The following is a 24,346-nucleotide window of genomic DNA, read 5'->3' as shown; positions in this document are numbered from 1 at the left end:
CCAGCCCCACGGGTGTTACGGTACGAGCTTGTCGATGACCAGCTTCAGTCCCTTGGCGCCGGGCTTGACCGGCGTGATCTCGCCGGCGAGGTCGCCAGACTTCGGGATCGCATCGCCGGACCTGGAGATGCGAGCCTCGATGCGCAGTTCGGCGGCGGACGACAGCTTCATTTCCGGGCTCATCGCCATGCTGTCGTCGAGGGTGAACTCCTTCGGCAGCTCGGCGGCCTTGAGGCGCAGCACGGCCAGGGGCATGCGCGGGCCGTTGGCGTGGCGGGCAAAGATGAACAGGGTGTCGTCCGGACCGGCCTTGTCCTTCAAGGCCGGCGCCAGGCTGACCCGGCCGCTGACCGAGGTGGCGCCGGCAGCGGCCTTCTGGGCGGTTTCCTGCGGCGCCGGTTTGGCGCCGGAGCTGTCACCCATCAGCTGGCGGACCTTTTCGATGCCGGCCGTCAGGTTGCGGGCGTCCTCGGAGTCCGGCGGTACCTGGGCCAGCACCTTTTCCCAGTAACGGGCCGCATCCGCGTAGTTCTTGCGGAAATAGGCGTCAGTGCCGGCCAGCACCAGGGCCTGTGGGTTGTCCGGCTGGTCGGCCAGCACGCGCTTGAGAAGTTCCAGGCCCTTGCCTTCCACCTTGCCTTCGTTCTGTGCGGCGGACAGTTCGGCCATTTCCAGCATCAGTTCCGGTTCGGTCTCCATCACCGGGCCGGCTTTCTCGAAGGCGTGGGCGGCTTCGTCGAGACGGCCCATGACCTTGTAGCTGCGGCCGAGCATCACCCAGCCCTTGGGATTGTCCGGTTCCTTCTCAAGCTTGGCGGCCAGGGAGGCGACCATCTTCTCGACTTCAGCCTGGGTCGGCGCGGCACCGTTGTCCGCCTGCAATGCGGCCGGGTTTAGGGCGGCCGGCGTGCCGAGTACCAGGTAGAGGAGGACGGCCGCGGCGGGCAGCGCCAGGCCGAGGGCGATAGCGGTGCGCGGCAGGCGGCGCTGCTCCGCGACGGCTTCGGCGTCGTCGTCGGCCAGGTCTTCGAGGATGCGCCGTTCCAGTTCGTCGCGGGCGGTGGCGTGGTCGGCGGCGGACAACGCGCCACTGGCCAGATCGCGTTCGAGTTCAGCCATCTGGTCGCGGTAGATTGCGGTGTTGAGGGCCTTGCGGGAGGCGTGGCTGACTTGGCGTTGGCGTAGCAGCGGACGGCTGATCAGGGCGAGGACGAGGGCGGTGAGCAGCCCGGCGGCAATCCAGAAGGCGGTCATGCCTGGTCTTTCGGTTGGGTGGGTTTCGGGTCGCCGGCGAGCAGGGCTTCGGCGGCGGCGCGGTCCGCGGCGGACAGCGTCGGCGGCGTGATCTGGCCGGCGCGGCGGCGCAGGTAGGCGATCAGGCCGATAATGGCGCCGGCGAGGATCACGAAGGGGCCGAACCACAGCAGCCAGGTGGTTGGCTTGACCGGCGGGCGGTAGAGCACGAAGTCGCCGTAGCGGCTGACGAGGTAGTCGCGGATCTCCGCGTCGCTCTTGCCTTCACGGATCAGGCTGCGTACTTCCCGGCGCAGATCCTCGGCCAGCTCTGCGTGGGAGGCGGCCAGGCTTTCGTTCTGGCACACCAGGCAGCGCAGTTCTTCGGAGATGCTGATCATGCGCGCCTCGACCGCCGGATCGGCGGCCAGCGGGGCGGCTTCGCCGGCATGGGCGACGGGAGCCAGGCCGAGCAGGGCGGCGGTGGCCAGGATGGCTAGACGCTGCTTCATGTCAGGACTCTCCGGCCAGTTGTTTGGCCAGCGGCAGGATCTTCTTCTCCAGCGCTTCGGGGGTAATCGGGCCGATCTGCTTGTAGCGGATGACGCCCTTCTTGTCGATCAGATAGGTCTCCGGCACGCCATACACGCCGTAGTCGATGCCGACCCGGCCGTCCATGTCGAGGGCCGACAGCACGTAGGGGTTGCCATGCTGTGACAGCCAGGCGGAGGCGCGCTGGCGGGTCAGCGTGCTTTCCTCGTCGGCGGCCAGTTTCTTCACGTCGGTCTCGCCGTCGCCACGCACTTCCTTGTAGTTCAGGCCGACGATGGGCAGGCCGCCGCCCTGGCGCGCGAAGGCCACCAGCAGTGGGTGCTCGGCGCGGCAGGACACGCACCAGGAGGCCCACACGTTGAGCAGCCAGACCTGGCCGCGCATGTCGGCCGGCGAGAAGGTCTTGCCCGGTTCGGCGAGTTGCGCCAGCTTGAAGTCGGGGGCCGGCTTGCCGACCAGCGGCGACGGGACTTCGTGTGGGTCCCGGTTGAGGCCGACGGCCAGGAAGACGACGAGGATCAGGAACAGCCCGAGGGGAATCAGGAAACGTTTCAAGATGCGGCTCCTTCGGCGGCCAGGCGCGCGGCCTTGGCTGCCTTGGACGTGATGCGATAACGACGGTCGCTGGCGGCGAGCAGGCCGCCGAGGGCCATGCACACGGCGCCGGCCCAGATCCAGTCGACGAAAGGCTTGTGATAGACGCGGACGCTCCAGGCGCCGTCGCCGCCCTCCAGCGGATCGCCGAGGGACACGTAGATGTCGCGGGTCAGGCCCGGGTCAATGAAGGCCTCGGTCATCGGCATCGCCGACGAGAGGTACTTGCGCTTCTCAGGGTGCAGCGGCATCACCACCTGGCCGTCCTTCAGCAGTTCCAGGTCGCCGCGGGCGGCCATGTAGTTGGGGCCGGGCACGTTGCTGACGCCCTGGAAGCGGATCTCGTAGCCGCCGATCTTCACCGTGTCGCCGGGGGCCATGCGCACGTCACGCTCGGTCTCGTAGTGCTTGACCATCACGATGCCGGTCAGCGTCACGGCGATGCCGACGTGGGCCAGGTGCATGCCCCAGAAGGCCCGCGGCGGGGCGCCGGTCTTGCGGCGGGCGAGGATCTGCACCACCGACGCGCCAACGATCCAGATCGCCAGGCCGATGCCCAGGGCCACGCCGGCCGACCAGGCGCCGGCCAGGAAGGGCACGCCGACGCCGCCCACCACCGCGACCGTGAAGGCCCAGCGCAGCGGCCGCGCGATGTCGGCCAGGCTGGCCTGTTTCCAGCGTGCCACCGGGCCGATGGCCATCAGGAACAGCACCGGCACCATCAGCGGCGCGAACACCGTGTTGAAGTACGGGGGGCCGACCGACAGCTTGCCCAGGTTGAGGGCATCGATCACCAGCGGGTAGAGGGTGCCGAGCAGCACCGCGCCGGCGGCGGACAGCAGCAGCACGTTGTTGACCAGCAGGAAGGTTTCCCGCGATACCAGCGCGAAGGCGCCGCCGAGGCTGACCTTCGGGGCGCGCCAGGCGAACAGGGTCAGCGACGAGCCGACCACGGTGGCCAGGAACAGCAGGATGAAGATGCCGCGCTTGGGATCGGACGCGAAGGCATGCACCGAGCTCAGCACGCCGGAGCGGACCAGGAAGGTGCCGAGCAGTGACAGGGAGAAGGCGCCGATGGCCAGCAGCACGGTCCAGTTCTTGAAGCTGCCGCGCTTCTCGGTGACCGCCAGCGAGTGGATCAGCGCGGTGCCGACCAGCCAGGGCATGAAAGAGGCGTTCTCGACCGGGTCCCAGAACCACCAGCCGCCCCAGCCCAGCTCGTAGTAGGCCCAGATCGAGCCGAGGCCGATGCCGAGGGTCAGAAAGATCCACGCGGCGGTGGTCCACGGCCGCGACCAGCGCGCCCAGGCGGCGTCGAGGCGACCCGACAGCAGTGCCGCGATGGCGAAGGCGAAGGCCACCGAGAAGCCGACGTAGCCCATGTAGAGCATCGGCGGGTGGAAGATCAGGCCCGGGTCCTGCAGCAGCGGGTTGAGGTCGCGCCCGTCGTCGGCGCCCGGCAGCAGGCGCTCGAAGGGGTTGGAGGTGCTCAGGATGAACAGGATGAAGCCGGCGGCGACGAGGCCGAGCACGCCCTGCACCCGCGCCACCATGTCGTCCGGCAGGCTGCGCGAGAAAGCCGCCACGGCCAGCGCCCACAGGGACAGCATCTGCACCCACAGCAGCAGGGAGCCCTCGTGGCCGCCCCACACGCCGGCGATCCGGTACTGCAGCGGCAGCTTGGAATTGGAGTGCTGGACGACGTAGAGCACCGAGAAGTCGTTGTTGATGAAGCTGGCGGTGAGGCAGCTGAAGGCCACAGCGATGAGCAGGAACAGCGTCGCCGATGCCGGCCGCGCCAGCCCGACCCAGGCCGGGATGCCGCGCTGGGCGCCGATCAGCGGCAGGCTGCCCTGCACCAGGGCGACCAGCAGGGCGAGGATGAGGGCGAAGGTACCGATTTCAGGGATCATGGCTGGGATGCCCGGTTGGAGGTGACAAGGAGACGTCGGATGGCGCGCAGTCTGTCCGCATCGCGAGGGGCGAAGCGGACTGCAGGAACGCTACAGGCTTTTCCTTGCATCACCGATTCACTGCTTGAGGGTCTTGGCGGCCTCGTGGGCCTGATCGACGGCATGCTTGGCTTCCGGCGGCATGTAGTTCTCGTCGTGCTTGGCGAGTACTTCGGTGGCGGTGAACTTGCCGTCTGCGCCTAGGGCACCCTGGGCGACGACGCCCTTGCCCTCGCTGAACAGGTCCGGAAGGATGCCGGTGTAGGCCACCGGGATCTCCTTGGCCGTGTCGGTGACGATGAAGCGGGCGGTGATGTCGGTGCGTTGCAGGCTGCCTTCCTTCACCAGACCGCCGATGCGGAAGGCCCGGTCCTTAGGTGCCTCGCCGTTGGCTACCTGGGTCGGCGTGAAGAAGAACACCAGGTTGCTCTGGAAGGCGTTGAGGATCAGCGTCGCGGCGATGCCGAGGGCGGCCAGGCCACCGAGGACGATGGCGAAACGTTTGTGTCGTGCTTTCATGGTTAGTCCTGACTCTCTCTGTCGGCCGCCAGTTCCCGGCGCAGCAGGCGGCGGGTGTCGCCGAAGCGCTTCCTGACCAGCAGGGTTTCGATCAGCAGGGCCGCGGCGGTGACGCCGAAACTGCCCCACACGTAGAAGCCGTAGCCTCCCATCGCGAAGAATTCGCTCGCGCTGCCCCAGTTCATCGTTGCATCTCCGGCAGTTCGGCCACCCAGGTGGCGTGGCGTTCCCGTTCGAGGATGATGGCGCGCACCCGGTACAGTGCTACGGCGATGCTGTACATCCAGAAGGCCAGGGCCATCAGCAGCATGCCCCACAGCATCGTGGCGGCCATCGTCGGCGCCTTGGTCATCGACACCGATGCGCCCTGGTGCAGGGTGTTCCACCACTTCACCGAAAAATAGATGATCGGCACGTTGATGACCCCCACCAGCGACACAATGGCGCCGGCCTTGTCGGCCCGGCGCGGATCGTCGATGGCGGCGGTGAGGGCGATGTAGCCGAGGTAGAGGAACAGCAGGATCAGCTCGGAGGTGAGGCGCGCGTCCCACACCCACCAGGCGCCCCACATGGGCTTGCCCCACAGGGCGCCGGTCCATAGGGACAGGAAGGCGAACAGCGCGCCGGTGGGGGCCAGCGCCGCACTCATCATGCCCGACAGGCGGGTGTTGAAGCCGATGCCGATGGCCGACCAGAAGGCCATCACGCAGTAGATGAACATGGACATCCACGAGGCAGGCACGTGGATGAAGATGATCCGGTAGCCCTCGCCCTGCTGGAAGTCGGTGGGCGCGACGAAGAAGCTGATCCACAGGCCGGCGGCGGCAAAAGCTGTAGCCAGTGCGGCGAACCATGGCCACAGCTTGCCGGCGAGGGGGTAGAAGCTGGCCGGCGAGGCGAACTTGAACCAGTTGATCAGGGGCTGACTCATGGGCGAATCCGGTTGGGGAAGGTTCGGGTGTTATTCGAGGGCGATGCGCAGCGCCGCGGTGGTCGCCCACGGTGCGAAGAACAGGCCGAGGGCGAGCAGCGCGCCGAGTAGGGACAGATGACCGCCGGCACCCAGGCCGGCCATGTCGGCCTCGACGGCGCCGGCACCGAAAATCAGCGCCGGAATATACAGGGGCAGCACCAGCAGCGACAGCAGTACGCCGCCGCCGCGCACGCCGAGGGTCAGTGCCGCACCGATCGCGCCGATCAGCGACAGCAGCGGGGTGCCGAGCAGCAGCGAGAGCATCAGGATACCCAGCGCCCGTGACGACAGATCGAACTGCAGGCCCAGCACCGGTGCCAGCAGCACCAGCGGCAGGCCAGCGGTCAGCCAGTGGGCCAGTACCTTGCCGCTGACCAGCAGGGCCAGCGGAGTGGGCGATAGGGCCATCTGTTCCAGCGTGCCGTCCTGGTGGTCGGCTGCGAACAGGCGGTTGAGGGACAGCATTGCGGCGAGCAGCGCTGCCACCCACAGCACGCCGGGAGCGATGCGCCTGAGCAGCGCGGTCTCCGGCCCGATGCCGAGGGGGAACAGGCTGACCACGATCATGAAGAAGAACAGCGCGGTGAGCATCTCGCTCTTGCGCCGCATGGCCAGCAGCAGGTCGCGGCGCAAGATGGCGACGAAGGCGTTCATTTGGTGAGTTCCAGGCGGGCGCCGTTGCCCTGCAGTTGCACGGCCTGGTGGCTGGTGAAGATCAGCATGCCGCCGCGGCCGATGTGTTCGTCGAGGATGCCACACAGCATGTCCACGGCACCCACGTCGAGGGCCACGAAGGGCTCGTCGAGGATCCACAGGCGGGCCTGGCCGCACAGCAGGCGGGCCAGTGCCACGCGGCGCTTCTGGCCCTGGGACAGCACGCGGCTGGGGAGATCCTCGCGGCCCTTCAGGCCGATGCGGCGCAGTGCGGGGAGAGCGGTAGCTTCATCGAGGGGGCGGCCGCTAACCGCGGCGCTGGTCTGCAGGTTTTCGAGGGCCGACAGGTCGTCCTTGATGGCTGGCGCATGGCCCAGGTAGAGCAGGCGGGCGTGGAAATCATCGCGCACGTCGGTGACGGGCTGGCCTTCCCATTCGATGCGCCCTTCGGCGGCCGGCGACAGACCGGCCAGGATGCGTAGCAGGCTGGTCTTGCCGGCACCGTTGGCACCTTCGACCTGCAGCCATTGGCCCGGCGCAACGGCGAGATCCACACCGGAAAACAGGCGGCGGTCACCGCGGACACAGGCGAGGCCGTGGGCTTGAAGCATCGGAAGGGTGAAACCGGGAAATCGAGTCGGCGCATTCTGCCCGACCGCCCGGAGTGGGTAAACCGGTTACGTCGAGCAGAAGCGCCGATGCCGCAGCGGGTATGGCGGAAGGATCAGTGGCGGGCGGTGCTGGCGTAGTCGTCGGGGACCATGGTGGATGGCGTGGCGCCGGCTTCCTCGCTTGTTTCCGGCCCGGTGGACGGGGTGCTGTCGGCATCGCCGAGCTCGAGGACCTCGATCACCTGGCGGGCCAGCGCGCGGCAGGCGTTGCCCAGGTTGGTCGGCAGGCCGTCCGGGACGTTCTTCTGAAGCAGCAGCTTGGACGCCGACAGGCTGATGACCGGGTTGAGGATGCGGTGCTTGTGGGCGCCGAGGATCTGCGCCACGTTGCGGTCGGCGGCGTCGCGCTGCCAGGCGTTGGTCGGCCACTGGGACGGCAGCGCGTAGGCGCGCGGGAAGGTCTCCAGGTCGCGCAGCACGGTGCGCAGGTCTTCGTGGGAGTCACGGAAGGGCAGAAGCACGATGTCGGCCAGGCCATCAAGCATGCGGTCCACGTCGGCCCGGTTGCCGCCGCCGTCCACCACTCCGACCCAGTGCTCCATCGCCCGCAGCTTGCCGACGACCCGGTTGAGGGACTCGGGGGTGCGCGCATCGGCGATCGCATAGCGACGGCCTTCCGGTGCCAGCGGCTCGCGGGAGGTGTCGGTCAGCACGCAGGCCGAGCGCTGGCCGAGCAGGCCGAAGCCCTGGCACAGGAGATGGGACAGGGTGGTCTTGCCGGTACCGCCCTTGTTGCCGATGATGCAGATGATCGGGGACATGGTTGAAACCTCTCGCAATGAAGCCAGGCGCAATGGCGCCATTATTCGTGCATTAACGGGAAAGATGCGGCCGGAATTGAGGGTTCATCGGCCGGCATTTCGGAATTTTCCGCTCAGCCCGGGGCCGGCTGGCAGGTAGCAATACAGCTGTGTGCGCCGCCGGTCGTCCACCTCGACGACCGTTTCGGGCTCCACGCCAGGCACCGGGAAGCTGTTGCTGACCAGCAAGCTGCCGGGGCGCATTTCGGCGCTGGCTTTCTGCCAGACGGCGGCCATCGGCACCGGGGACAGGAAAGCGTACACCACATCGTAGTCCGCCCACGGGATTTTCCAGAAGTCGCCGCGGGCGAGGCTGACGTTGGGCTGGCGGCGCGACAGCAGGCGGGACAGTGCGTAGGGGGCGGGCGCAGATTCCAGCCCCTCGAAGCGGCAGTCGGGGCGCAGGCGGGCCAGCGGGCGCAGCAGCGCGCCGGTGCCGCTGCCCAGGTCGAGCAGCATCGCCGGGCGGCCGTGGGGCAGCAGCTCGGCCACGGCTGCGGCTGTGTGGCGGTTGGACAGGTACAGCGGCACCTGGGTGCGGAAGCTGCTCCAATAAACCAGCGCACAGAGCAGGAAGGCCGCCAGGTACCACGCCGGGGCGATGCCCAGGCTGAGGGCGCCGAACACCAGCGGTGCGAAGCCGAGATGGATCCACCGCCACCACGGCGCACTGCGCAAGAGGCTGGCAGTGCCGGCAGCGGCCACAGCCTGCACTGCCAGTACAGGTGTTATACCGGTTGGCAGCAGGCCGGCCTGGGCGCTGCCGTAGGCGATGGCAGTGCCGGCGAGTTGGGCGAGGAAGGCTTTCAGGAAGGGGGGCATGGCAGGCGCGGGGCGGCGACAGGCGCAACAGGCCGGAGTTTAGCCGAGCGCCGGGTTGACTGCCCGTGACGGGCGGCTCAACAGGCAGCGGGTTCCAGGCGGCGGGAGTCGGCCCCGTGCGCCGGTGTTCAGCGCCGGCGGCGCAGCACGAAGCCGTTGTCCAGCGCTTCGAAGCCGAGCTTCGGGTAGTAGTTCAGCGCGTCGGGAGCGGACAGCAGCACGATGGAGACCTCTTCGCCGACGGCGGCCTGCACGCGGGCGATCAGCTCGCGGCCGATGCCCTGATGCTGGAAGGCGCGGTCCACCGCCAAGTCGGACAGGTAGCAGCAGTAGCTGAAGTCGGTCAGTGCCCGGCACACGCCTACCAGTTGCTCGCCGGACCAAGCCGACACAACCAGGTTGGCATTGGCGAACATGCGGGCGATACGTGACAGGTCGCCGGTTGGCCGCTTGATGCCGGAGGCGTCGAAGAGGCGGGCGATGTCTGCCGCGGCGAGGGGGGTATGCAGGCGATAGTCGATCATCGGTTCACGGAATCAGCGAATAGACGGAGGCGGCCACCGGGCCGTAGGCCAGCTTCAGGCGATTGCGGGCCACACCCTCGAAATGGGCGCCGGCTTTGCGGGCGACCGCTTCGCTGCCGGTGTTGCCCTCGGCGATGACGATCTCGATGCGGCTGAGGCCGAGCTCGCGGAAGCCGAATTCGGTCAGGCGTCGCACGGTGGTGACCGCAATGCCCTGGCGCTGGCGGGATTCGCGCACCCAGTAGCCGAGGTTGCAGAAGTTGTGCAGGCGGTTGAACTGGTTGAGGCCGGCCAGCCCGAAGAGTTCGCGGCCGTCCGCACTGAAGATACCGAACTCGTAGGCGCTGTGCTCCCCACGCATCAGCGCGCAGTGCTCTATCCATTCCGCGGCCCGCTCCGGCGTGTAGTCCGGCGTGCACCAGGGCATCCAGCGCCCGACTGTGGCGATCGACTCCAGCGCGGCGGCCGACAGCGCCGCGGCATCGGTGGGCAGGAGGGGGCTCAGCGTCAGCATCGGAACGGTCCGCGGTAAGGGCACAAGCCGGCAGCATACCGCGCGGCGGCCCCTCCTGACCGCTGCCGTGCCTCGCTGGCGACTCTTCCGTGATGATTCACGCCGCCCGTGCGCCGCTGCCCGTCTTGCCGTCCCATTGGGCCCACAGTCCGTGGCGTTCCTTCTCCGCCCAGCCGATCGACGCGGTCTTGATGTGGCCGTAGCCGCGCACGTGATCGGGCCACGCGGCGATCTGCGTCGCCAGTGCCAGGCGTTCGGCGGAAAGACCGTCGAGCAGGCGCGCCACGTCTTGCTCGTATTCCACGATCAGCGCCCGCTCGGTCCTGCGGTCCGGGTGGTAGCCGAACACGTCGAATGGCGTGCCGCGCAGGCGGCGCAGCTTGGCCAACCACTTGAAGCCGGTGCGCATCCACGGTCCGAAGACCCGTTTGGCGATGCGGCCGGAGGCCGGGTCGGGATGGGCCAGGAAGGTCGGGGCGAGGTGGAAGCGCACCGCGTAGTCGCCGTCGAAGGCGGCACCGATGGCGTCCCAGAAGGTCGGGTCGCCGTACAAACGGGCCACTTCGTACTCGTCCTTGTAGGCCAGCAGCTTGAAGTAGTTGTCGGTGACCGCGCGGGCCAGCCGTTCGCCGCCCAGCGGGGCTTCGGCGGCGCGCACGCGGGCCAGCAGCCCGGTGTAGCGGCGCGCGTAGGCGGCGTCCTGGTAGTCGGTGAGGATCGCCGCCCGGCGGGCGATGCGTTCGTCCAGGGTTTCCGGGCGGATCGGGATGACTGGCGCCGGGACCGCCTCGCGCTGCACGGCGGTCAGGTCCACCGCGGCGCGGCGGCCCCACAGCAAGGCCCGGCGGTTCATCGCCACGGCGGCGCCGTTGAGCTCGATGGCCTTGTCGAGGCTGGCCTCGCTGACCGGCACCCAGCCCTTCTGCCAGGCGTAGCCGAGCAGGAACAAGTTGGTGGCGATGGAGTCGCCGAGCAGGCGGATGGCCAGCTGCTGGGCGTCGAGGAAGTCGCAGCCGTCCCGCCCGACGGCCTCGGCGATGGCGGCCTCCATCTTGTCGAGGGGGAACTGCCAGTCGGGGTTGCGGGTGAATTCGGATGTCGGCGTCTCGGTGCAGTTCACCACACCGCGGGTGCGTCCGACGGCCATCTTGGACAGCGCGTCCACGCTGGCGGTGACCACCAGATCGCCGCCGATCACCGCGTTGGCCTCGCCGGCGGCGATGCGCACCGCGTGCAGGTCGTCCGGCCGGTCGGCGATGCGTACGTGGCTGAACACCGAGCCGCCCTTCTGGGCCAGGCCGGTCATGTCGAGCACAGTGACGCCCTTGCCATCCAGGTGGGCGGCCATGCCGACCAGCGCGCCGATGGTAATGACGCCGGTACCGCCGACGCCGGTGACCAGGATGCTCCACGGCTCGCGGGTGGCCGGCAGCGTTGGGGCCGGTAGCGTGCCGAAGCGGCTGTCGTCGGTCTGCAGGGCCTTGCCCTTGCGCAGCTGCCCACCCTCGATGGTCACGAAGCTCGGGCAGAAGCCGTTCATGCACGAGTAGTCCTTGTTGCAGGCCGACTGGTCGATCTGGCGCTTGCGGCCGAAGTCTGTCTCCACCGGCAGGATCGCCATGCAGTTGGATTCACGCCCGCAGTCGCCGCAACCCTCGCACACTGCTTCGTTGATGAAGACGCGGGTCTGCGGGTCGGGGTAGCGGCCGCGCTTCCTGCGCCGGCGCTTCTCGGCGGCACAGGTCTGGTCGAAGACCAGCGCCGACACGCCGGCCACGGTGCGCAGTTCGCGCTGGATCACGTCCAGCTCGTCCCGGTCGCGGATCGGCACGCCGTGGGGGATATCCGCCACGTGCCAGGGCCGGTCGGTGCCGTCGGTGACGAGAACGATATTGCTCACCCCTTCGGCCTGCAGCTGGCGCAGCAGCTTGGGTACCGTCAGATCGCCGTCCACCGGCTGGCCGCCGGTCATCGCCACCGCGTCGTTGAAGAGGATCTTGTAGGTGATGCCGCTCGTCACGCCGGGCCGGTTGAAGGCCGCCACCGACTGGCGGATCGCCAGCAGGCCGGAGTGGAAATAGGTACCGTCGCCGAGGTTGGCGAAGATATGCGGTTCGTCGGTGAAGGGCGCCTGGCCGACCCACGGCACGCCCTCTCCACCCATATGCGTGAAGGCGCCGGTCTTGCGGTCCGGCATGAAGGTGGCCATGTAGTGGCAGCCGATGCCGGCCATCGCGCGGCTGCCCTCCGGTACCACGGTAGAGGTGTTGTGCGGGCAGCCGGGGCAGAAGGTTGGTACTCGGTCGATGGCGAAGACCCGCTGGGACAGTGTTGTTTCCTTGCCCTGAAGGAAAGCCAGGCGGGCGCGGATGCGCTCCGACGTGAAGAAGCGTTCAATGCGGCCGGCGATCACCTGGGCGATCATCGCCGGCGTCAGTTCGCCAGCCGCCGGCAGCAGCCATTCGCCGTGGTCCACGGTGGCGCGGCCGTCAGGGCCGAGGGTGGTGAGGATCGCCCATTCGCCCTTCTCATCGAATTTGCCGATCACCCGCGGGCGCACGTCCTCGCGCCAGTTGTAGAGCTCTTCCTTGAGCTGGTATTCGATCAGCTGACGCTTCTCCTCGACGACCAGGATCTCTTCCAGACCTTCGGCGAAATGGCGCACGCCCTCTGCTTCCAGTGGCCACACCATGCCGACCTTGTAGAGGCGGATGCCGATCTCGGCGGCGAGGGCCTCGTCGATGCCCAGGTCGTCGAAGGCCTGGCGTACGTCCAGGTAGCTCTTACCGGAAGTGATGATGCCCAGCCGCGGTTGCGGCGAGTCGATGACCACCCGGTTGAGCCCGTTGGCGCGGCAGTAGGCCAGCGCGGCATACAGCTTGGCGTGGAGCAGGCGTTTTTCCTGTACCAGCGGCGGGTCCGGCCAGCGGATGTTGAGGCCGTCCGGTGGCAGCGCGAAGTCGGACGGCTCCCGCGTGACGACGCGCAGCGGGTCCACGTCCACCGATGCGGAGGTCTCCACCGTGTCGGCCAGCGCCTTGAAGGCCACCCAGCAGCCCGAGTAACGCGACATGGCCCAGCCATGCACGCCAAAGTCGAGATATTCCTGTACGCCGGCCGGAGCCAGCACCGGCATCATCATCGACTTGAAGAAGTGGTCGGTCTGGTGCGGCAGCGTGGACGACTTGGCAGCGTGGTCGTCGCCGGCGATCACCAGCACGCCACCGTATTTGGAGCTGCCGGCTGCGTTGGCGTGGCGGAACACATCGCCGCAGCGGTCCACCCCGGGGCCCTTGCCGTACCACATGCCAAACACGCCCTGCACGCGGGCCTTGGGCGACAGGGCCACCTGCTGGCTGCCCCACAGCGCGGTGGCGGCCAAGTCTTCGTTGATCCCGGGCTGGAATACGATGTCATGGTCGGCGAGGTGGTCTTTGGCCTTCCACAGGGTCAGGTCGAGCCCGCCCAGCGGTGATCCCCGGTAGCCGGACACGAAGCCGGCGGTGTTGAGGCCACCGGCCCGGTCCCGGTCGCGCTGGATCATCAGCAGGCGCACCAGCGCCTGGTAGCCACTGAGATAAACCCGCCCGGAGGCTGCGGTGTATTTGTCGTCCAGCTGCGCCGTGGGGGCGCCGGAAATGGATAGCTCGCGGACGGGATCTTGCTCGGCCATGGTGGTTTCCTCGCAAAAATCGTGTTCTTGATCCGCTCGCGGCAGGGGCCTTGTGGGCCGTGCCGCCGAGATGCTGCAGGGCAAGCCTGGATGCGCCAGAATGTTGCGCAACTCGATCGTTGGATTGTTGGCGCCGGCTGGGGTTCCGGCCGGCAGGATTCAGAACTTCTCCAGCCACGGGCGCAGATCCAGTTCCTGCGTCCAGGTGCTCGGGTGCTGGCGATGCAGGGCCAGGTAGTTCTCGGCGATCTGGTCAGGGAACAGGCCGAGCATGCGCTCCTGCATGAAGGTTGGGGCGGTGTCCTTCAGGATGCCACCGTCGAGGATCACATGGGCGACGTGAATGCCTTTGGGCCCGAGCTCCCGCGCCATGCATTGGGCCAGGGCTCGCTGCCCCCACTTGCCGACGGCCATGTTGGCATAGCCATCGCGGCCGCGGGTGGCGGCGGTGGCGCCCGTGAAAATCAGGGTGCCGCAGCCGCGTGTCAGCATGGCTCTGGCCACTTCGCGGCCGACCAGGAAGGCACCCAGACAGTTCACCCGCCAGCATTCCAGAAAGGCGGCGGTTTCGATGTCAACTACATGGCCTGGGCCGAAGTGCTCGACGTTGTATACCGCCAGCTGCGGTACGCCCAGCTCACCGCAGACCGTGCGGACCATGTGGCTCACCGCGCCGTCGTCCGTGATGTCGCACGCGTAGGCGCGGGCGGCAACCCCGAGGGCATCGAGTTCGGCGACCAGAGAGTCGAGCCGCCGGCCGTTACGTGCGATGACGGCCACGTCCATGCCGGCCTGTGCGAAACGGCGAGCAAGGGCGCTGCCGAGGCCGGGGCCGGCACCGACGACAAGGGCGACGCCATTCTGGCGATCGGCTTCCTTTCCGGATGGACTCACGGTTGTGGCCTCCTGCTTGGAATCCCGGCGCGTCAGCTGTCGCGGGGGATGTACCGGATGGGTGCGTTCCAGGTGCCAGCGCACTGCCAGCCCGCCGATTTGCCAGACATGTCCGGCCTTGCCCTTTCGCCACAGGTGGCGCGCCAGGATACGCGGCGCCTCCAGCACGGCCCGCAAGCCGCGGGGGCGTAGCTGGATCGCCTTCTCATGGCAGGCGTCGGCGCACACCATGCAGTCGGCGCAGGTCCGGTAGTCGATCCGCAGCCGGCCGGCAGTGTCGCGGCCGATGGCGTGGAGCGGGCAGACCTGCAGGCAGGTGCTGCAATCGCTGCAGCGCGCCCTGTCGATGTGTGGGCGTGGTCGAAGGTGGGTCTTGTTGAGAATTCGCATGGCCCTCGCCAAGCGGGGCTCCGGTGGTTCGGGCGATGGCGCGGGGCATGTCGGGGTGATGACCGGCAGGTCCTTCCAATCCAGTCCGCGCAGTACGATGCTCTCCCGCTGCCATTCGCCGATACCCAGGCGGGCGCCCCAGGTCAGGCTTGGTATCGTCGCGGGCTCCCAGCCCAGTGCTTGCAGGCAGGCACTGTCGAGGGCGACCGGGTCGGTGGATGCGCCAATCAGGCCGACCCGCCACAGCGCCTGCTTGAAGCCCGGACAGACGGTGGTCATGTCTGCGACCGAGATCGTGGGCCGGGCCAGACGGCAGACGTCGGCGACGGCGCCGGCCAACTCGGCGGCGCTGGGCAGCAGGGAGGAGAGTTGTGTGTTGCCGGCACCGATGATCGCGTTGAACATGTTCTTCAGCGCGCCGCTCCAGACCAGGGACGGATGCGGCTGGGCATTGACGAGGCTGATCACGACGTCGGTGTCCAGAACCGCGGTGCTGAGCAGATAGCTTGCAGGGCGAGGGATCCCGCTCTGCAGAACCCTTCCGCCGGAGGTGGCGAAGCTCACCAGTTCGGTGTCGAAACGTTCGGCGAGCTCATGCAGCCACAGGGCCTCGTGGTGTAACTGTGGTTTGCCGGGGCAGCGGGAGCCTTCGTCACCGAGCAGCGGCCGTCCGCCGCTATCACGAACCAGCCCCAGCATGGCCTCGACGAAGGCCGGGTGGGAGACCATCCGGGTCTCGGGAAGCCGTACGCTGCCATGGCGCAGGTAGGGTTTGACGAGGACCTTGTCACCAGGCCGGATCAGTGCTGTCAGCGGTTGCCCGATCAACTCCAGGGCATGCTCGATGACAGCGCGCAACCTGTCCGGCGCATAGCTGTCGTTTCGGACTAGAGAAACCAGAGATGCCATGACGCCCTCCCCCAGGGTGATATGGACTTGGTTCCGGAGGTCCGCGTTCTGTTGTGTCGTGTGCCGCGGACTCTCGCCGGTCGTTCAGAGCGTACGCCTTACCGCATTGCCTGGTGAATCGAAAGGGTGAAAGTTTGTCTCCTGCTCCGCGGGCGGGGCCTCGTCAGAACAGATCCACGTCGCCGGCGCTGACGGCGGTCTGGCGGAGCGCGTCGAAGCGGATCTCCTGCTCCGAACGGGTCGAGTCTTCGAGCAGCAGATTGAGGGTGGTGTTGCGGCGCTGGATGCGTGCCACGCCGTTCCGTTCCTCCACGTCCCGATGAGCGTCGAAGAAGCCGTGGGCGTAGCGGCTCATGAAGTCGGTGTGCTGGCGCAGCTTGTCGAGCACCTGGCTGACGATGTCCTCGAACTGCATTGACAGCACGCCCTGCATGACCAGCCGGTGGATCGCCTCGGACACCTCGTTGATGCGGCGCGACTGCTCGGCGGCGCGGGCGGTGAGTTCGCGCATCTCGGCGCCCAGCGCGGCCACGTTGGCCTGGGAGCTTTCCGCATGGCTGATGTCGGTGGAGGCAGTGACATCCACCGCGGCTCCTACATCGTTGATCGCGGTGTGGATTTCCCGCAGCAAGCCGTCGATCTGGTCGCTGAAGTTCTCGGTGCGTTGGGCCAGCTTGCGCACTTCGTCGGCGACCACCGCGAAGCCGCGTCCGGCTTCCCCGGCGCGGGCGGCCTCGATAGCCGCATTGAGGGCCAGCAGCTCGGTCTGGCTGTTGATCTGGTTGACCTCGGTCATCAGACGGGTGACCGCATCCACTTTGGCGCGCATGTCGGCAAAGCGGCGGGCGATGTCGGCGCCGCTGGCCTGCAACTGCTGGACCGTGGCGACGAAGCCGCCGATGGCGGCCTGCGTTTCGGTGCTGAAGCGTTCGATGCCGCCGTCGCGGGTGGCTTCGTCCTGGGTGGCGGCGAGGGCGACCAGCTCATCGGCCAGGTTGCGCAGGGAGTCCTGCTGGTTCTTGCCGTCACCGGTCAGGCTGCGGTGCAGGTCGCCGACCGCGCTGCCGAACACGTCCTGCATCTGTTCGAGGGATTCCCGCAGGCGCAGGTACTGGGTTTCGCTGTTGCCGGCAATGCGGGCACATAGCGCATCGTATTCGCGCACGCTGTCGTCGATCAGTTTGTTCTGCGCGAGTTTGCCGGCGCGGGCACGGGCGCGGGCGCCGTGGCTGATCATGGCGGCCGCGATCAGCGCGACGATGGTGCCGCAACCCAGCGCATAGTTGAGCTCCGATGGGCCGCCCAGTGCGACCGAGGCCATGCTGGCGACGGACAGGGCGATACCCGAGAAGGTGGCGATATCGTCGGCGCGGAGAGCGGATGCGTGCATGGGATCAGCCGGCGTGGCATGCGGACAGTGTGCGTGGGATGGCGACTTTAAAGCTGACTATGACGTAAGGCATAGATCTGGCTCAAATTTTTACCTTTTGCCGGATCTCTGTCTGTTATAGCTCGCGTCGGAATGTTTGGGTGTCCCTCATTGCCTGGAGACATGTGTGGCGCTTCGGCAGGGTAAACTCCGCTCCGTGTGACTTTTCGCCGGCTTGCCGGCACTTTTTCGGAGCGCCCCCATGTCCAAGCAGATCATCGCCACCCCCAACGCCCCCGCAGCCATCGGCACCTATTCCCAGGCCGTGAAGGCCGGCAATACCGTCTATATGTCCGGCCAGATCGGCCTCGACCCGGTTTCCATGCAGCTGGTGGAAGGCTTCGAAGCCCAGACCGTGCGCGTCTTCGAGAACCTCAAGGCAGTGGCCGAGGCAGCCGGCGGCTCCCTGGCCGACGCCGTCAAACTGAACATCTACCTGACCGACCTGGCCAACTTCGCCAAGGTGAATGAGGTCATGGCCCGCTACTTCAGCGAGCCCTATCCGGCCCGTGCCGCCGTCGGCGTGAAGGAACTGCCCCGCGGCGCGGTCGTCGAGGCCGACGCGGTGCTGGTGCTCGGCTGAGTCCCCGCGTGCCCGTGGAGTCCGCCGCCGCTGCGCCACCGTCTTCTGCCGCTCCGGCGAAGAAGCCGGCTGCCCGCGGCTGGCCGGGCGTCGGGCCGCAACTGGCCGAACGGCTGGCGAAGATCGACATCTTTTCGCCGGCCGACCTGATCTTCCACCTGCCGCTGCGCTACGAGGACGAAACCCGCCTGACCATGCTGGCCGATGCGCGCCCCGGCGTGCCGGTGCAGTGCGAGGTGGAGGTGCGCTCCTGCGAGGTCACGCCGCCGCCGCGCCGCCAGCTGGTGGCGCACGCGACCGATGCCAGCGGCGAGGTGATGCTGCGCTTCGTGCATTTCTACCCGAGCCAGCAGAAGCAGCTGGCAGTCGGCGCCCGCCTGCGCATCTTCGGCGAGCTGCGCGACGGCTTCTTCGGCGCCGAGATGATCCACCCGCGCATCAAACCGGTGGCCGCCGGCGAGCCACTGCCGGAGAGCCTCACGCCGGTCTATCCGACCACTGCCGGGCTGGCCCAGTCGGCGCTGCGCAAGCTGATCGGTGGGGCGCTGCGCCACAACGGCATCCGCGACGAGATGCCGGACGAACTGCGCCGCCGCCTTGATCTGCCGTCCCTGCCCGATGCGCTGCACCTGCTGCACGCGCCACCCCCATCGGTGTCCATCCTCGACATCGAGGACCGCGGCCACCCGGCCTGGCAGCGCATCAAGCTGGACGAGCTGCTGGCCCAGCAGATTTCCCTGCGCCGCGCCTACGCCGCCCGGCGCGCCAAGAATGCGCCGAGTCTGCCGCTGCTCGACACGCTGACCCGCGACCTGCTGGCGCAGCTGCCCTTCGCGCTGACCGGTGCCCAGGCCCGCGCCTTCGCCGAGATCGCCCGCGACTTGGCTTCCGACCACCCGATGCAGCGTTTGCTGCAGGGCGACGTGGGCTCCGGCAAGACCTGTGTCGCCGCGCTGGCCATGCTGCAGGCCGCCGAGAACGGCCGCCAGGCGGTGCTGATGGCGCCGACCGAGATTCTCGCCGAGCAACACTACCGCAAGCTCGCCGCCTGGCTGGCGCCGCTGGGCATCGCGGTGGCGTGGCTGTCCGGTAGCCGTAAGAAGAAGGAACGCGAGGCGACGATGGCCCGCCTGGCCAGCGGCGAGGTCCTGCTCGCCGTCGGCACCCACGCGCTGATCGAGGACCCCGTGGTCCTGCCGCTGCTGGCGCTGGCGGTGGTGGACGAGCAGCACCGCTTCGGCGTGCGCCAGCGCCTGGCCCTGCGCGAGAAGGGGCAGGCCGGCGAATCGCCGCACATGCTGATGATGTCGGCCACGCCGATCCCGCGCACGCTGGCGATGAGCTACTACGCCGACCTGGACGTGTCGGTGCTGGACGAACTGCCGCCCGGCCGCACGCCGATCATCACCAAGCTGATCAAGGACGAGCGCCGCGACGAGGTGATCGCGCGGGTCCGTCACGCCTGCGTGGCCGGCCGCCAGGCCTACTGGGTGTGCCCGCTGATCGAGGAGTCCGAGGCGTTGCAGCTGAAGACTGCCCAGGAAACCTACGAGATGCTGTCGGCGGCGCTGCCCGACCTGCCGGTGGGGCTGGTGCATGGACGGCTGAAGAACGACGAGAAGTCGGCGACGATGGCCGCCTTCGTGGCCGGCGACATCAAGGTGCTGGTGGCCACCACGGTCATCGAGGTCGGCGTCGATGTGCCCAACGCCAGCCTGATGGTCATCGAGCACGCTGAGCGCTTCGGCCTCGCCCAGTTGCACCAGTTGCGTGGGCGGGTCGGCCGCGGTGTGCATGAGTCGGTGTGCATCCTGATGTTCGCCCAGCCCCTGTCGCAGACCGGCCGCGAGCGCCTGAAGGCGATCTACGAGAACACCGACGGCTTCGTGATCGCCCGCGAGGACCTGCGCATCCGCGGTCCCGGCGAGTTCATCGGCGCCCGCCAGAGCGGCGTGCCGCTGCTGCGCTACGCCGACCTGGAAGAGGACGCGGTGCTGGTGGACATCGCCCGCGAACTGGCCGAGGAGATCCTGCGCGATGCTCCGCGTGTCGCCGATGCCGTCACCGCGCGCTGGTTTGGCGGCCGGGCGGCGCTGCTGAAGGCGTGAGGGCGCAGTCATCTGCCTGCGGACTTCGATCCAGGCAGCAGAAGGCGGATGACTTTCCCCACGTACAACCCAATGGCGTCAGCACGGCAGGTCCGCGGCATGGGGCGCATCGCGGGTCACGCCCTTGCGCGTCTGTCCGGTTGCCGGGGTTAATGGCAATAGCCCCCACGGGGATCGGCCACTACAATACGGCCGCTTTCCTTCGTATCCCTGCTTTCCGATGACCCTCGCCCATTTTCCGGGCCGTGACCCTTTTCGCATGGCTGCGTGGCGCGCGCCGCGCGGCATGCGCGGCTGGCTGACCGACGACAGCTCGCTGACAGCCCGCATCCGTGCCCGCTGCGGGCGCTTCTCCCTCCAGGTGGTGAGCCAGGGCAAGGGTGTCGTGCTGCCCGACGAGATGGCGGCGCTGGGCCTGCATCGCCACGGCGACCTGTGGCAACGAGAGGTCCTGTTGCTGGCCGATGGGGAGCCGGTGGTGTTTGCCCGCTCGCTGGTGGCCGGCACGGCGATTCCCGCCGCCTGGCATCTGCTGCGCCAGCTTGGCGGGAGGCCGCTGGCGGCGGTGCTGTTCGACGACCCTCGGGTACGCCGTTCGCCGCTGGAGGCGGCCCGCCTGGATGCCCGCGATCCGCGCTGGCACGATGCGCGGCAAGCCACCGGCCGGCCGGATCTGCCGCCGCTGTGGGCGCGCCGCTCGGCCTTTCAGCGCAGCGGCTCGCCGCTGTTGATCACCGAAGTTTTTCTGCCTGCAATCGGGAGCCTGGCGCCATGATGAGTCTGACCTTTTCCGAACGAGTCTCCGAGTACGGCAAGCTGATGCGCATCGACAAGCCGATCGGGACCTTGTTGCTGCTGTGGCCGACGCTTTGGGCCCTGTGGGTGGCAGGGGAGGGGCGGCCGTCGCTGCTCGTGGTGGCCATCTTCGTGATTGGCACCTTCCTGATGCGCTCGGCCGGCTGCGTAATCAACGACTACGCCGACAAGGACTTCGATGGTCATGTGGAGCGCACCCGCAATCGACCCCTCGCGGCGCGGCGGGTGACGCCGAAGGAGGCGCTGATGCTGGCTGCCGGCCTGTCGCTGGTGTCCTTGCTGCTGATCCTGCCGCTCAACGGGCTGACCATCGCCCTCAGCGTGCCGGCCCTGTTCCTGGCCGGCAGCTATCCTTATACCAAGCGTTTCCTGGCAATTCCGCAGGCCTATCTGGGCATCGCCTTCGGCTTTGGCATCCCGATGGGCTTTGCCGCGTTGCAGGGCGAGGTGCCGGTGGTGGCCTGGGTGATGCTGGTGGCCAACGTGTTCTGGGCGGTGGCCTACGACACCGAGTACGCAATGGTTGATCGTCCGGACGATCTCAAGATCGGCATCAAGACCTCGGCGATCACCTTCGGCCGTTACGACGTGGCCGCGGTGATGAGCTGTTACGCGGTGACGCTGGCGCTGATCGGCTGGTCCGGCCTGCACACTGGCCGCGGCGCGGTGTTCCTGGCCGGGCTGGCGGTGGCGGCCGGCATCATGGTCTATCACTACACGCTGATCCGCGAGCGCGACCGGCCCAAGTGCTTCAAGGCCTTCCTGCACAACAACTGGGTGGGCGGGGCGATCTTCGCCGGTTGGGCGCTGGACTACCTGTTGGTGTCCGCTCAGTAAGCCTCAGTGGCGTTGGCGTGCCTCGATGAGGGGCGCCAGTAGTTCCACCGTACGCGCAGTGGCGCCCCGGTGGGCGCGGGCAAAGGCGCGCCCGGCCTCGCCGATGGCCTGACGGCGCGGCGCGTCATCGAGGAGTTCGACAGCATCCCGTAGCCCGGCTTCGATGTCAGTTGCGCGCAGCGCGGCGCCGGCCTCGATGGCCTGCTCGCAGACCGCCGTGAAGTTGAAGGTGTGCGGGCCGACGATCACCGGGCAGCCGACCGCGCTGGCCTCGATGGGGTTCTGCCCGCCGAGCTTTTCCCACGAACCGCCGATCAGCGCCACGTCGGCGGCGGCGTAATACGCATACATCTCGCCCATCGAGTCACCGAGCCACACGCGGGTATCGGCGGCAAGCGGCGTGTCTTCCGAGCGGCGCTGCATCGTGAGGCCGCTGCGTTTGATCAGACGGGCCACCTCGTCGAAGCGCTGCGGATGGCGGGGCACGATCACCAGCAGCGCGTCCGGTGGCGCCAGCCGTGCGAAGGCTTCCAGCTGCGGGCCTTCCTCGCCGTCGCGCGTGCTGGCGGCGAGCAGCACGCGGCGCTGGCCGAAGCCGGCGCGGAAGCGCTGGCTCAGTTCCAGCAGGGCCGCCGGGGCCTCGATGTCGAACTTGATGTTGCCGGTGACCGCCGCGGTGGCGGCGCCGAGCTCGGCCAGCCGGCGGCGGTCGCCTTCGCTCTGGGCGCCCACCTTGGTGAGGTGGGCGAAGGCGTCGCTGGCCAGCCGGCCGATGCGTTGGTAGCCGCGGGCGGAGCGTTCCGACAGGCGCGCGTTGACCATCGCCAGTGGCGTGCCGCTGCGCCGGCAGGCTTCCACCAGGTTGGGCCACAGTTCGGTTTCCATCAGGATGCCGATGTCCGGGTGGTAGCGGCGCAGGAAGCGCCGCGCCGCCCAGGGGAAGTCATAGGGCAGGTAGACGCTTTGAACACGCGGCGCCAGTTCGCCGAACAGTTCGGCGGCGGTGGCGCGACCGGTGGGCGTCATGTGGGTCAGCAGCACGCCGTGTTCCGGGTAGGCGTCGAGCAGGGCGCGGAGCAAGGGCGCGCAGGCGCGGGTTTCGCCGACAGACACCGCGTGCAGCCAGATCAGAGGCCCGGCGGTGCGCGTGCGGTAGCTGCCGATGCGCTCACCCAGGTGACGCAGGTACTCGGGTTGGCGGCGTGCACGCCAGGCCAGGCGTAGCACGATCAGTGGTGCGGCCAGGTACCAGACGGCGGTGTACAGGAAGCGAGGGATCAAGGGGCGCAAGGGTTGTGCGGAGGAGGCAGTATAAAGTCGTCGCGGAAAGCACGGATAGGGCAGAGCGCCGATTTACCCTGTCATTAGGCCGTGCGAAAATGCCAGTCTCTTGGCCGGTTTATTCGCGCGTCGTTTTTTCTGCGCAGGCCGAACCCGCTTTCAACTACCCAGGCGTTTCCGCAACCATGAAAATCCTCGTAACCGGTGCCGCAGGTTTCATCGGCATGCATACCTCCCAGGTTCTGCTGGGCCGTGGCGATCAGGTCGTCGGCATCGACAACCTCAACGACTATTACGATGTCCAGCTCAAGCTCGACCGCCTGGCCCGCCTCACGCCCCACGAGAACTTCCGTTTCGTGAAGATGGACGTGGCCGACCGGGAAGGCATGGAGAAGCTGTTCGCCGAAGAGAAGTTCGACCGCGTCATCCACCTGGCGGCCCAGGCCGGCGTGCGCTACTCGCTGGTCAATCCCCACGCCTACGTGGAGAGCAACCTGGTTGGCTTCATGAATATCCTCGAAGGCTGTCGCCATAGCAAGGTGCAGCATCTGGTGTATGCCAGCAGTTCCAGCGTGTATGGCGGCAACACCAAGATGCCATTCTCCGAGCATGACAGCGTGGATCATCCGGTCAGCATTTACGCCGCCACCAAGAAGGCCAACGAACTGATGGCTCATACCTACAGCCATCTGTACGGCCTGCCCACCACCGGGCTGCGCTTCTTCACGGTGTATGGCCCGTGGGGCCGGCCCGACATGGCCCTGTTCCTGTTCACCAAGGCCATCCTCGAAGGGCGCGCCATCGACGTGTTCAACCACGGCAAGATGAAGCGCGACTTCACCTATATCGACGACATCGTGCAGGGCGTGATCAAGACCCTCGACCACACCGCTGCTGCCGACCCGGCCTATGACGCCGACCAGCCCGATCCGGGGCGCAGCAACGTGCCTTACCGAGTCTTTAATATTGGTAACAACGATCCGGTAGAACTGATGGCCTTTATCGAAGCGATCGAAGCTGCTGTCGGGGTGAAGGCTGAGAAGAACTTCCTGCCGTTGCAGGACGGCGACGTGCCCGCGACCTACGCCAATACGGACGAACTCAACGCCTGGACCGGTTTCGCGCCGGCAACGCCGGTGGTGCAGGGCGTCGGCCGCTTCGTGGAGTGGTATCGGTCTTATTTCGATCTTTAACTGTAAGCAGGCGTCGGCGCATATCGAGGCTTGAGTCGGAAGGGGGCGATTTGCCTCACGGCAATAGGATTCATACGCGCCAAATTGCGAAAAAGTGCAGTTTTATTCCCTGCCCCCTTGGGATATAAAAAAATGATGCGTCGTTTCCCCATGTTCTAGTTGTGTGTGATAATCACGAGGGATGTTGTGTTTGTGCAACACGTCGGCTTCCGTGTGTTTTGCTTCCTGGAGTAGCTTGACACACAGGTTGGGGCACGGATACCTTGCGTCCAACCCTGATACTGAAAGCGGTTGAGGGTTGTATCTTTGCAGCGGATTCACTAATTGAGGAGAATTTCATGGCTGTCGCTGATTACATCAGTACTGTTCAAAAGATTTATATTGCATTTTATCAGCGGCCCGCTGATCCTACAGGTCTGACCTAC

Annotated in this window: 22 protein-coding genes; 5 read left to right on the top strand and 17 right to left on the bottom strand. The window is 67.4% G+C overall.

Annotated features, from left to right (window positions below; genetic code table 11):
• Window positions 1-15 precede the first annotated feature (15 nt).
• The 16 genes from ccmI to AC1PPK_RS01445 form a co-directional block, all read right to left on the bottom strand.
• A complete protein-coding gene (gene ccmI / locus AC1PPK_RS01520) occupies window positions 16-1,254 on the bottom strand; it encodes a c-type cytochrome biogenesis protein CcmI (protein WP_481116085.1) in 1,239 nt (412 codons plus the stop codon).
• Complete coding sequence (locus AC1PPK_RS01515) at window positions 1,251-1,745, bottom strand: cytochrome c-type biogenesis protein (protein WP_481116084.1); 495 nt, start codon at window positions 1,743-1,745, stop codon at window positions 1,251-1,253. The genes ccmI and AC1PPK_RS01515 overlap by 4 nt, the downstream gene beginning before the upstream one ends.
• Window position 1,746: 1 nt before the next feature.
• Window positions 1,747-2,343 carry a DsbE family thiol:disulfide interchange protein gene (locus AC1PPK_RS01510; protein ID WP_481118174.1) on the bottom strand — a complete coding sequence of 199 codons (597 nt, stop codon included), beginning with the start codon at window positions 2,341-2,343 and terminating at the stop codon, window positions 1,747-1,749.
• Window positions 2,337-4,292, bottom strand: coding sequence for a heme lyase CcmF/NrfE family subunit (locus AC1PPK_RS01505; protein ID WP_481116083.1), 1,956 nt, complete (start codon window positions 4,290-4,292; stop codon window positions 2,337-2,339). The genes AC1PPK_RS01510 and AC1PPK_RS01505 overlap by 7 nt, the downstream gene beginning before the upstream one ends.
• Before the next feature lie 117 nt (window positions 4,293-4,409).
• Window positions 4,410-4,850: a cytochrome c maturation protein CcmE gene (gene ccmE / locus AC1PPK_RS01500; protein WP_481116082.1), complete on the bottom strand. Its 441-nt coding sequence runs from the start codon at window positions 4,848-4,850 to the stop codon at window positions 4,410-4,412.
• A gap of 2 nt (window positions 4,851-4,852) precedes the next feature.
• Window positions 4,853-5,035: a heme exporter protein CcmD gene (ccmD, locus tag AC1PPK_RS01495; protein WP_481116081.1), complete on the bottom strand. Its 183-nt coding sequence runs from the start codon at window positions 5,033-5,035 to the stop codon at window positions 4,853-4,855.
• On the bottom strand, window positions 5,032-5,781 hold the full coding sequence (gene ccmC, locus AC1PPK_RS01490; protein ID WP_481116080.1) for a heme ABC transporter permease CcmC: 750 nt from the start codon (window positions 5,779-5,781) through the stop codon (window positions 5,032-5,034). Before ccmC ends, ccmD begins: the two co-directional genes overlap by 4 nt.
• 30 nt (window positions 5,782-5,811) lie before the next feature.
• Window positions 5,812-6,477 (bottom strand): heme exporter protein CcmB, encoded by a 666-nt coding sequence (gene ccmB, locus AC1PPK_RS01485; protein ID WP_481116079.1) that lies wholly within the window; start codon window positions 6,475-6,477, stop codon window positions 5,812-5,814.
• Complete coding sequence (gene ccmA, locus AC1PPK_RS01480; protein ID WP_481116078.1) at window positions 6,474-7,088, bottom strand: cytochrome c biogenesis heme-transporting ATPase CcmA; 615 nt, start codon at window positions 7,086-7,088, stop codon at window positions 6,474-6,476. The genes ccmB and ccmA overlap by 4 nt, the downstream gene beginning before the upstream one ends.
• Window positions 7,089-7,201: 113 nt before the next feature.
• On the bottom strand, window positions 7,202-7,909 hold the full coding sequence (locus AC1PPK_RS01475) for a nucleotide-binding protein (protein ID WP_481116077.1): 708 nt from the start codon (window positions 7,907-7,909) through the stop codon (window positions 7,202-7,204).
• 84 nt (window positions 7,910-7,993) lie between these two features.
• Window positions 7,994-8,770, bottom strand: a complete 777-nt coding sequence (locus AC1PPK_RS01470) for a class I SAM-dependent methyltransferase (RefSeq protein ID WP_481116076.1) — start codon at window positions 8,768-8,770, stop codon at window positions 7,994-7,996.
• Window positions 8,771-8,898: 128 nt separating this feature from the next.
• Complete coding sequence (locus AC1PPK_RS01465; RefSeq protein ID WP_481116075.1) at window positions 8,899-9,294, bottom strand: GNAT family N-acetyltransferase; 396 nt, start codon at window positions 9,292-9,294, stop codon at window positions 8,899-8,901.
• Between the two features lie 4 nt (window positions 9,295-9,298).
• The gene (locus tag AC1PPK_RS01460; RefSeq protein WP_481116074.1) at window positions 9,299-9,808 is read right to left on the bottom strand and encodes a GNAT family N-acetyltransferase; all 510 of its coding nucleotides are present in this window, start codon (window positions 9,806-9,808) and stop codon (window positions 9,299-9,301) included.
• 97 nt (window positions 9,809-9,905) lie between these two features.
• Window positions 9,906-13,481, bottom strand: a complete 3,576-nt coding sequence (locus tag AC1PPK_RS01455) for an indolepyruvate ferredoxin oxidoreductase family protein (RefSeq protein ID WP_481116073.1) — start codon at window positions 13,479-13,481, stop codon at window positions 9,906-9,908.
• Between the two features lie 159 nt (window positions 13,482-13,640).
• A complete protein-coding gene (locus tag AC1PPK_RS01450) occupies window positions 13,641-15,674 on the bottom strand; it encodes an SDR family NAD(P)-dependent oxidoreductase (protein ID WP_481116072.1) in 2,034 nt (677 codons plus the stop codon).
• Window positions 15,675-15,837: 163 nt separating this feature from the next.
• A complete protein-coding gene (locus AC1PPK_RS01445) occupies window positions 15,838-17,064 on the bottom strand; it encodes a methyl-accepting chemotaxis protein (protein WP_481116071.1) in 1,227 nt (408 codons plus the stop codon).
• Between the two features lie 241 nt (window positions 17,065-17,305).
• Here AC1PPK_RS01445 and AC1PPK_RS01440 point away from each other — a divergent pair, with 241 nt between their 5' ends.
• The 4 genes from AC1PPK_RS01440 to ubiA all read left to right on the top strand — a co-directional run bounded on the left by AC1PPK_RS01440 (window position 17,306) and on the right by ubiA (window position 21,447).
• Complete coding sequence (locus tag AC1PPK_RS01440) at window positions 17,306-17,686, top strand: RidA family protein (protein ID WP_481116070.1); 381 nt, start codon at window positions 17,306-17,308, stop codon at window positions 17,684-17,686.
• Window positions 17,687-17,700: 14 nt separating this feature from the next.
• Window positions 17,701-19,794: an ATP-dependent DNA helicase RecG gene (gene recG / locus AC1PPK_RS01435; protein WP_481118173.1), complete on the top strand. Its 2,094-nt coding sequence runs from the start codon at window positions 17,701-17,703 to the stop codon at window positions 19,792-19,794.
• Window positions 19,795-20,053: 259 nt separating this feature from the next.
• Entirely contained in the window at window positions 20,054-20,569 is a 516-nt protein-coding gene (locus tag AC1PPK_RS01430) for a chorismate--pyruvate lyase family protein (RefSeq protein WP_481116069.1), read from the top strand.
• Window positions 20,566-21,447, top strand: coding sequence for a 4-hydroxybenzoate octaprenyltransferase (ubiA, locus tag AC1PPK_RS01425; RefSeq protein WP_481116068.1), 882 nt, complete (start codon window positions 20,566-20,568; stop codon window positions 21,445-21,447). The genes AC1PPK_RS01430 and ubiA overlap by 4 nt, the downstream gene beginning before the upstream one ends.
• A gap of 3 nt (window positions 21,448-21,450) precedes the next feature.
• Here the strand turns inward: ubiA and waaA are convergent, their stop codons facing one another.
• Window positions 21,451-22,728, bottom strand: coding sequence for a lipid IV(A) 3-deoxy-D-manno-octulosonic acid transferase (gene waaA / locus AC1PPK_RS01420; RefSeq protein WP_481118171.1), 1,278 nt, complete (start codon window positions 22,726-22,728; stop codon window positions 21,451-21,453).
• Window positions 22,729-22,913: 185 nt separating this feature from the next.
• Between waaA and AC1PPK_RS01415 the strand changes: the two genes are divergently transcribed.
• Window positions 22,914-23,921, top strand: coding sequence for an NAD-dependent epimerase (locus tag AC1PPK_RS01415; RefSeq protein ID WP_481116067.1), 1,008 nt, complete (start codon window positions 22,914-22,916; stop codon window positions 23,919-23,921).
• Window positions 23,922-24,346 lie beyond the last annotated feature (425 nt).

The organism is Zoogloea sp. JDB1 (genome assembly GCF_056724025.1).
Note: the sequence above shows the minus strand (reverse complement) of the source record. Positions and strands in the feature narration are given on the sequence as shown.

Bases quoted from the DNA above. Each gene is read 5' to 3' on its own strand.
- ccmD (WP_481116081.1), bottom strand. From the start codon at position 5,035: ATGAACTGGGGCAGCGCGAGCGAATTCTTCGCGATGGGAGGCTACGGC.
- AC1PPK_RS01460 (WP_481116074.1), bottom strand. From the start codon at position 9,808: ATGCTGACGCTGAGCCCCCTCCTGCCCACCGATGCCGCGGCGCTGTCG.
- AC1PPK_RS01440 (WP_481116070.1), top strand. From the start codon at position 17,306: ATGTCCAAGCAGATCATCGCCACCCCCAACGCCCCCGCAGCCATCGGC.
- AC1PPK_RS01430 (WP_481116069.1), top strand. From the start codon at position 20,054: ATGGCTGCGTGGCGCGCGCCGCGCGGCATGCGCGGCTGGCTGACCGAC.
- AC1PPK_RS01515 (WP_481116084.1), bottom strand. From the start codon at position 1,745: ATGAAGCAGCGTCTAGCCATCCTGGCCACCGCCGCCCTGCTCGGCCTG.
- AC1PPK_RS01455 (WP_481116073.1), bottom strand. From the start codon at position 13,481: ATGGCCGAGCAAGATCCCGTCCGCGAGCTATCCATTTCCGGCGCCCCC.
- ccmE (WP_481116082.1), bottom strand. From the start codon at position 4,850: ATGAAAGCACGACACAAACGTTTCGCCATCGTCCTCGGTGGCCTGGCC.
- ccmA (WP_481116078.1), bottom strand. From the start codon at position 7,088: ATGCTTCAAGCCCACGGCCTCGCCTGTGTCCGCGGTGACCGCCGCCTG.
- AC1PPK_RS01450 (WP_481116072.1), bottom strand. From the start codon at position 15,674: ATGGCATCTCTGGTTTCTCTAGTCCGAAACGACAGCTATGCGCCGGAC.
- AC1PPK_RS01475 (WP_481116077.1), bottom strand. From the start codon at position 7,909: ATGTCCCCGATCATCTGCATCATCGGCAACAAGGGCGGTACCGGCAAG.
- ubiA (WP_481116068.1), top strand. From the start codon at position 20,566: ATGATGAGTCTGACCTTTTCCGAACGAGTCTCCGAGTACGGCAAGCTG.
- ccmI (WP_481116085.1), bottom strand. From the start codon at position 1,254: ATGACCGCCTTCTGGATTGCCGCCGGGCTGCTCACCGCCCTCGTCCTC.
- AC1PPK_RS01415 (WP_481116067.1), top strand. From the start codon at position 22,914: ATGAAAATCCTCGTAACCGGTGCCGCAGGTTTCATCGGCATGCATACC.
- AC1PPK_RS01465 (WP_481116075.1), bottom strand. From the start codon at position 9,294: ATGATCGACTATCGCCTGCATACCCCCCTCGCCGCGGCAGACATCGCC.
- AC1PPK_RS01470 (WP_481116076.1), bottom strand. From the start codon at position 8,770: ATGCCCCCCTTCCTGAAAGCCTTCCTCGCCCAACTCGCCGGCACTGCC.
- AC1PPK_RS01505 (WP_481116083.1), bottom strand. From the start codon at position 4,292: ATGATCCCTGAAATCGGTACCTTCGCCCTCATCCTCGCCCTGCTGGTC.
- AC1PPK_RS01445 (WP_481116071.1), bottom strand. From the start codon at position 17,064: ATGCACGCATCCGCTCTCCGCGCCGACGATATCGCCACCTTCTCGGGT.
- ccmC (WP_481116080.1), bottom strand. From the start codon at position 5,781: ATGAGTCAGCCCCTGATCAACTGGTTCAAGTTCGCCTCGCCGGCCAGC.
- ccmB (WP_481116079.1), bottom strand. From the start codon at position 6,477: ATGAACGCCTTCGTCGCCATCTTGCGCCGCGACCTGCTGCTGGCCATG.